Origin of the sequence: Pantoea sp. EABMAA-21 (genome assembly GCF_030053335.1) — a bacterium.
Classification (GTDB): Bacteria; Pseudomonadota; Gammaproteobacteria; order Enterobacterales; family Enterobacteriaceae; genus Pantoea; species Pantoea communis.
On sequence record NZ_JASGBX010000026.1, the window covers coordinates 25,047 to 31,465 of the forward strand.

Sequence of the window (6,419 nt, forward strand, 5' to 3'; positions counted from 1 at the left end):
GGCGTTGTCATTTATAAGCCGCCAGATTTAAAGGTCTGGCTGGACGGTGAGCCATTGCTGGCCGGTGTTTTACGTCCCAGCGTTTCCATACGCACCTGGAATGGTGGGAACGGCATCTCAATACCGTGCTCTTCAAAGCCGCGCAGAATCAACTGATGCAACTCATGACGCAGCGGCATGCGGTGGCCCATCTCAGCTGCGTGCACACGCAATTCAAACAGCTGAATGCCTTGCTGTAAATCCACCAGGAACACATCCGGTGCGGGCATATCCAGCACGTAGGTACAGCGCTCGGCCGCCTGCTTGAGAATGTTGGTGACTTCATCACTGTTGACGTGTGCCGGAGCCGGGATGGTCAGCACCACGCGCGTGACAGAATCCGACAACGACCAGTTAACGAACTGCTCAGTGATAAAGGCCTTGTTAGGCACGATGATCTCTTTACGGTCCCAATCGGTAATCGTGGTGGCGCGGGTATTGATGCGGGTAATGCTGCCGGTCAGATCGCGAATGGTGACGGTATCGCCGATACGAATTGGCTTTTCGAACAAGATAATCAGACCAGAAATAAAGTTGGCGAAGATCTCCTGCATACCAAAGCCCAATCCCAGACCTAACGCCGCCACCAGCCACTGCAGTTTTGCCCACTCAACGCCAATGATCGAGAAGCCGACTAATCCGCCAATCAGCATCAGCACGTATTTGGTCAGGGTAGTGATGGCATAACCGGTGCCAGGTGACAGGCTGATGTGTTGCAGCAACGCCAGTTCCAGCAGGGCAGGCATATTACGCACCAGCTGAGTGGTGATAATGAACACCAGGATGGCAATCAGCACCGCGCCCAGCGTAATCGGCTGCACGCTCTCCACGCCCTGCACCGTGGTGCTGGCATCCCACAGTGGGATGTTGTCGAGGAAACTAAAGGCCGAGTGAATTTCTGACCACAGTACAATCACCGATACCAGCGCAATCAACGTGAGAATAGAGCGCACCAGACGCAACGACTGCGCACTGATCTCATCCAGATCCAGGCTCGGTTCATCGATCTCAATCGTATCGGCGTTGGCGGGAGTCTGTTGCTCTTTCTCTTCTTCACTGCGCGCACGGTTGGCCAGCATGTCCGCGCGGCGTTGACGGGCGCGATCGAAGGCGATGCGACGGCGTTGGATCAGCATCCAGCGGCGGATAATGTGGTAAATAACCAATAGGAAGAACCAAATGCCTACCGAGGTTTCCAGGCGCGCCAGCAGTGCCTGTGCGGTCGCCAGATAGCCGATGCAGGAAGCCAATGCCGCTACCAGCGGGATGGCAATCATCAGGTTCCACAGAATACGGTTAACGAAGTTGTCGCCGTTGCCCTCTTTATCCAGATACAGCGGAATGCCTGCACGTTTGAGGCTGACGGTGACAATACTTAACGCACCGCAAATCAAAATGAAGCACAGGCGACCGAGCGTGCCGGAGAACTGTGGATCGTCGAGATTGGCAAAGGCAATCAGCAGCATGATCAGCGGCACAATCAGGCCAACCGTCAGCGAGTAGTAACGCATAGCACGCGCTACCCGCGCCTGCGGCCAGCGGAAGTGCACCACAAATAGCCCATCATGACGCGCAAAAGCAGCACTGATCATAAAGGCCCACAGCAGCGGCAGCGTGGCAGTGATGCCATCTCCAATCGCAACGGCAAACGGATAAGGCCAGGCATGCTGCAAACCAAAGCCCAGCGCGGCCCACAATACCGGCAGCGGCACGGCGACCAGAATCGACCAGAACACGGTGCGCAACGTCAGGCTAAAGCGGTCCTGAGTCACTTTGCCCACTTTGCTGGCGGAACGCGCCATAAAGGCATTGTAATGACGGCGCGAGCTGATGCTAAAGCCCACCAACAGCACTGCGCAGATGATTGGCATCACGGTTTCTTTGCTGGTAAACATCATCGCCAGCGCTTTACCGAGTTGCCCTAAGGTATCCAGCGACAGCAGGCGGGTTAGGTCACGCGCCACGTCAATCGGATACTTCAGGTCGATGGCGCTGACATCCGCCGTCCAGAACAGATAACGGTGGGTGGCTTCTTTCACTTCCCCCAGCGCGTCCTGCAACTGGGTATTCGACACCTTCAGCTTGGTGATTTCCAGAATCAGCGTATCGCAGCCGGAGATCAGTGAATTGAGCAGTTCGCGCTGGGTTTTCAGCTGGGCATCGAGAATTCGGGTTTGCTCGCTGGTAAACGGCGTGCCATCGTCCTGCTTCTCCTTGCGCAGATCCTTTTGCCGCTCCAGTAAATCTTCATAATGCAGCCGTTGCACACGCAGTTGGCCCATCTCGCTATCAATCTGCTGCGACTTAGGCATATCCGGCAGTCTGGCGACCTGCGCACGTAGAGCTTCACCCAACAGATTCGATGCGCCCAGCCATTGTGATTGCTCGCGCAGGGTGCTGAGCGCCTGACGCACCTGCAGCGTCTGATTGGTGGCCAGCCGTTGTTGCGAGGCGACCAAATCCATACGCTGAGCTTGCGCATTCAGGTCGGCTGAAAGTTCACGGTTCACGCGGAATTGATCGCTTATCGAAGCCGGTAAATCGCCGCTGTTTTCCGCCAGCTGTTCAGTGCGTTCGAGCGCCAGTTCCGCTTCTCGCTGACGCTGATTATTCAGCTGATTGCGCAACGATTGCAGATAGTTATCCAGCTGCGTCACTTTACGCTGATGCACTTCCGCCCGCATACGCGCCAGCTCCTGGCGATTATTGGCGGAGAGCTGTGCCAGTTCTAACTCATCCACACGGGCTTTATTGGCGGCATTCTCGGCCAGGCGGGCATAAATCTGCGCCTGAGCCAGCGGCGTAGCGGCCGCAGAAAAGCCCTGAGCACGGCGATCGCTTTCGGTCATCGCCCGGCGTGCGTCAGTCTGCTGCTGCGGCAACTGTGACAGTGAGTCACTGATTTCACGTGCGCGGTCCTGCTCTTGCTGCGCCTGGCGGCCTTCTTCCAGCAGCTGGCTGCTGATTTGCAGGATTTCCTGATCCAGCTCGGCGCTGCTCATGTTATTGCGCACCGTTTTACTGCTGTCGGTCAGTGTGGCGATCTGCTGACGCAGTTCACGTGCCAGCCGCGGAAAATCATCAATCACCTGCTGATACTGTTTAGCGCGCTCCAGCGATTCATCGCGCTCAGAGAGGAAATTGATCGCCGCTTCAATCGCCTGAACTTGTTCAGCTTGAGCAGGAGAGGCTTTGGCGGATTTGGCCGCATCCAGTTCCTGCTTCAACTGACTCGCGGGGGGAACGGTGGCTGCCAATACAGAACTGCTGAGCACCAGGCTCAGCAGTAGAGAGAGAAGAACGCGCACGGGAGAGGTTCCGGTTATTCAGCGAGCGGGGCGCTGTCGCCGGGCTGCGGCAGGGCAATCGCCAGCGGTTGGCCAAGGCGGGTTTTGCTCTCGGCTTCGAGACTTTCCGCCAGCTTGACGCGGCCCGGTGCGAACAGGTTAATCACCGTCGAACCGAGTTTGAAACGTCCCATTTCCTGACCTTTCAGCAGCACAACGGCCCCGTCATGATCCGCTGAAGGATAACGCCAGCGTTTAATCACCCCTTCACGTGGTGGCGTAATGGTGCCCGCCCACACGGTTTCGATGCTGCCCACAATGGTTGCCCCTACCAGGATCTGCACCATCGGGCCATGATCGGTATCGAAGACGCAGATCACACGCTCATTGCGTGCAAACAGGTTCGGGATGTTACGTGCTGTCAGTGGGTTCACAGAATAGAGATCGCCCGGCACATAAATCATTTCACGCAGTATGCCGTTACAGGGCATGTGCACACGGTGATAATCGCGCGGGGCAAGATAGGTGGTGATGAACTCACCATCGACGAACTTTTCTGCCAGATCGTCGTTACCGGCCAGCAAGGCCTGCAACGAATAGTAATGGCCTTTCGCCTGGAAGATCTGATCGCCTTCAATGCGGCCTAACTGGCTCACCGCGCCATCAGCTGGCAGCGCCAGCAGGGTCGCATCGGGATCAATCGGGCGCGCACCCTCTTTTAGCGGACGCACGAAGAAGTCATTGAAGGTGCGATAGCTACCAGTATGGGGTTTGCTGGCTTCGGCCATATCCACTTTGTAGTACCAGACAAACATGTCGATGACCGCTTTGGTTAGCCAGCCACCGCGACGACTGGCGCCCCAGCCGGCAAGTTCGGTCAGCCCTTTTTTAGGCAGAATATGATTCAGGCCGAGTTTAAAACGATCAAACACCGTTGCCTCCTGGCTTAATTACGCTTGGTTTACACAAAAGGGGGCGGATTGTAGCAGCGCCCCGGTCAGTTGGCGAATGTGCCGTTGTACCCGTTAATCTTCGCTGGCGGAAAAGTTTTTACGCGTTTTTACCTGCGCCATACTCTCCAGAATCCGGTGGTAGTTATCGAAGCGCGAGATGTTGATTGTTCCTTCCTCTACCGCTTCGCGAATGGCGCAGCCGGGATCGGTATCATGCTTGCAGTCGCGGAAACGGCAACCGCCGATAAACTCACGAAATTCGACAAATCCACGGGTGATTTGTTCCGGCTCCAGATGCCATAAACCGAATTCACGTACACCTGGAGAATCTATCACGTCGCCGCCGTGCGGGAAGTGATACAGGCGTGAGGCGGTGGTGGTGTGTTGGCCCAGACCGGAGTTATCAGACACATCGTTGGTCAGAATCTCATCGCCCGCCAATTCCAGTCCCAACAGGTTGTTCAGCAAACTGGATTTACCCACACCAGATTGACCCGCAAAAATGCTCACGCGATCGGTTAAGGCCTGTTCCAGCTCCGCCAGGCCATCTTTGGCACGGCTGGATACCATCAACACGCGATAGCCAATTTTGCGATAGATATCCATCTGCTCATCGACAAACGCGCGGGCTTCCGCGTCGAGCAGATCGGTTTTGTTCAGGACCAGCAGTGGCTCAACGCCCAGGGTTTCACTGGCCACCAGATAACGATCGATGATATTGAGCGACAGCTCCGGCAGGATCGCCGACACAATGATGATCTGATCGATGTTGGCCGCGATCGGTTTGACGCCATCATAGAAATCCGGACGCGTCAGCACCGTTTTACGTTCGTGAACTGCTTCCACAATGCCTTTACCGCCGCCAATCGCCGCACGCCACAGCACACGGTCACCGGTGACCAGTGAGCGAATGGTGCGACGGATATTGCAGCGATGCACTTCGCCCACGCCATCTTCCACATCTGCGTGCATGCCGAAACGGCTGATCACCACGCCTTCGCTCGCTTCTCCAAACAGGTTGTCATCCGGTTCCGGCTTTTCATTCCGTTGCTGCAGACGACGCTGATGGTTAGCGCTTACGCGACGTTGTTGACCCTTCGACAGTTTATTTTTGCTCACGCATCCTCTCACGGCTTTCGCCAGGCTTCGCCCCGCTGGGCAAAACGTCTATGATACACCTGAAACGAGTGTAATGACGACTTTGGCAACAGGCGGGAAACGCATGACAGCTGGAAATGAAAATAATCTGATTTGGATCGACCTGGAAATGACCGGATTGGATCCGGAGCAGGATCGCATTATTGAGATCGCCACGATCGTCACCGATGCCAACCTGAATATCCTGGCAGAAGGCCCGGTGTTTGCGGTGCATCAGTCTGATGAGCAATTGGCATTGATGGATGAGTGGAATGTGCGTACGCACACCAACAGTGGCCTGGTAGAACGTGTGAAAGCCAGCCAATACGACGACCGTGCTGCAGAGCTGGCGACCATCGAATTTCTCAAGCAGTGGGTTCCGGCTAACACTTCTCCGATTTGCGGCAACAGCATTGGCCAGGATCGTCGCTTCCTGTTTAAATACATGCCGGAGCTGGAAGCCTACTTCCACTACCGTTATCTGGATGTCAGCACGCTGAAAGAACTGGCGCGTCGCTGGAAACCCGATATCCTGCCGGGCTTCAAAAAAGCGGGCAGTCACCAGGCGCTGGATGATATCCGCGAGTCCGTTGCCGAGTTGGCCTACTACCGCGAACACTTCTTGCAACTTTAATCGCCTAAGGGTGCGCAGGAAATCATCAGGTTGCTGATTAAATCAGCAAACGCACTGAAAGCGCAAAATTTTGCTTTTAGACTCTTGCGACTGAAAGGATTTCTCGTATAATGCGCACCCCGTACCGGTGAAGAATTTATTACGGTGCGCAGCAGTAACACGAAGTTCCAGAATCAAGTATTTCGGTTTGCGGCAAGGCAGCAACTGAACGAATCACAGAGAGCTTACGTCAGAAAGTGACCTGTGTGAGTGAAGGAAGCTAACGCGGCAGCAAATTGAAAGACGAAGATTATGCGGGAATAGCTCAGTTGGTAGAGCACGACCTTGCCAAGGTCGGGGTCGCGAGTTCGAGTCTCGTTTCCCGCTCCA

The 6,419-nt window shown here is 55.4% G+C and carries 4 protein-coding genes and 1 tRNA gene; 2 read left to right on the forward strand and 3 right to left on the reverse strand.

The window, feature by feature from the left end:
- Positions 1–11: 11 nt before the first annotated feature.
- The 3 genes from mscM to rsgA all read right to left on the reverse strand — a co-directional run bounded on the left by mscM (position 12) and on the right by rsgA (position 5,398).
- A complete protein-coding gene (gene mscM, locus QMZ65_RS24190; protein WP_283216887.1) occupies positions 12–3,347 on the reverse strand; it encodes a miniconductance mechanosensitive channel MscM in 3,336 nt (1,111 codons plus the stop codon).
- 14 nt (positions 3,348–3,361) lie between these two features.
- On the reverse strand, positions 3,362–4,258 hold the full coding sequence (gene asd, locus QMZ65_RS24195; protein ID WP_034829399.1) for an archaetidylserine decarboxylase: 897 nt from the start codon (positions 4,256–4,258) through the stop codon (positions 3,362–3,364).
- A 93-nt stretch (positions 4,259–4,351) separates the two neighbouring features.
- Positions 4,352–5,398 carry a small ribosomal subunit biogenesis GTPase RsgA gene (gene rsgA, locus QMZ65_RS24200; protein ID WP_034829385.1) on the reverse strand — a complete coding sequence of 349 codons (1,047 nt, stop codon included), beginning with the start codon at positions 5,396–5,398 and terminating at the stop codon, positions 4,352–4,354.
- Between the two features lie 103 nt (positions 5,399–5,501).
- On the opposite strand from rsgA, the gene orn reads away from it, so the two are divergent.
- The gene (gene orn, locus QMZ65_RS24205; protein WP_034829381.1) at positions 5,502–6,050 is read left to right on the forward strand and encodes an oligoribonuclease; all 549 of its coding nucleotides are present in this window, start codon (positions 5,502–5,504) and stop codon (positions 6,048–6,050) included.
- 293 nt (positions 6,051–6,343) lie between these two features.
- Positions 6,344–6,419: transfer RNA gene (locus tag QMZ65_RS24210), tRNA-Gly, on the forward strand.

Bases quoted from the DNA above. Each gene is read 5' to 3' on its own strand.
- orn (WP_034829381.1), top strand. From the start codon at position 5,502: ATGACAGCTGGAAATGAAAATAATCTGATTTGGATCGACCTGGAAATG.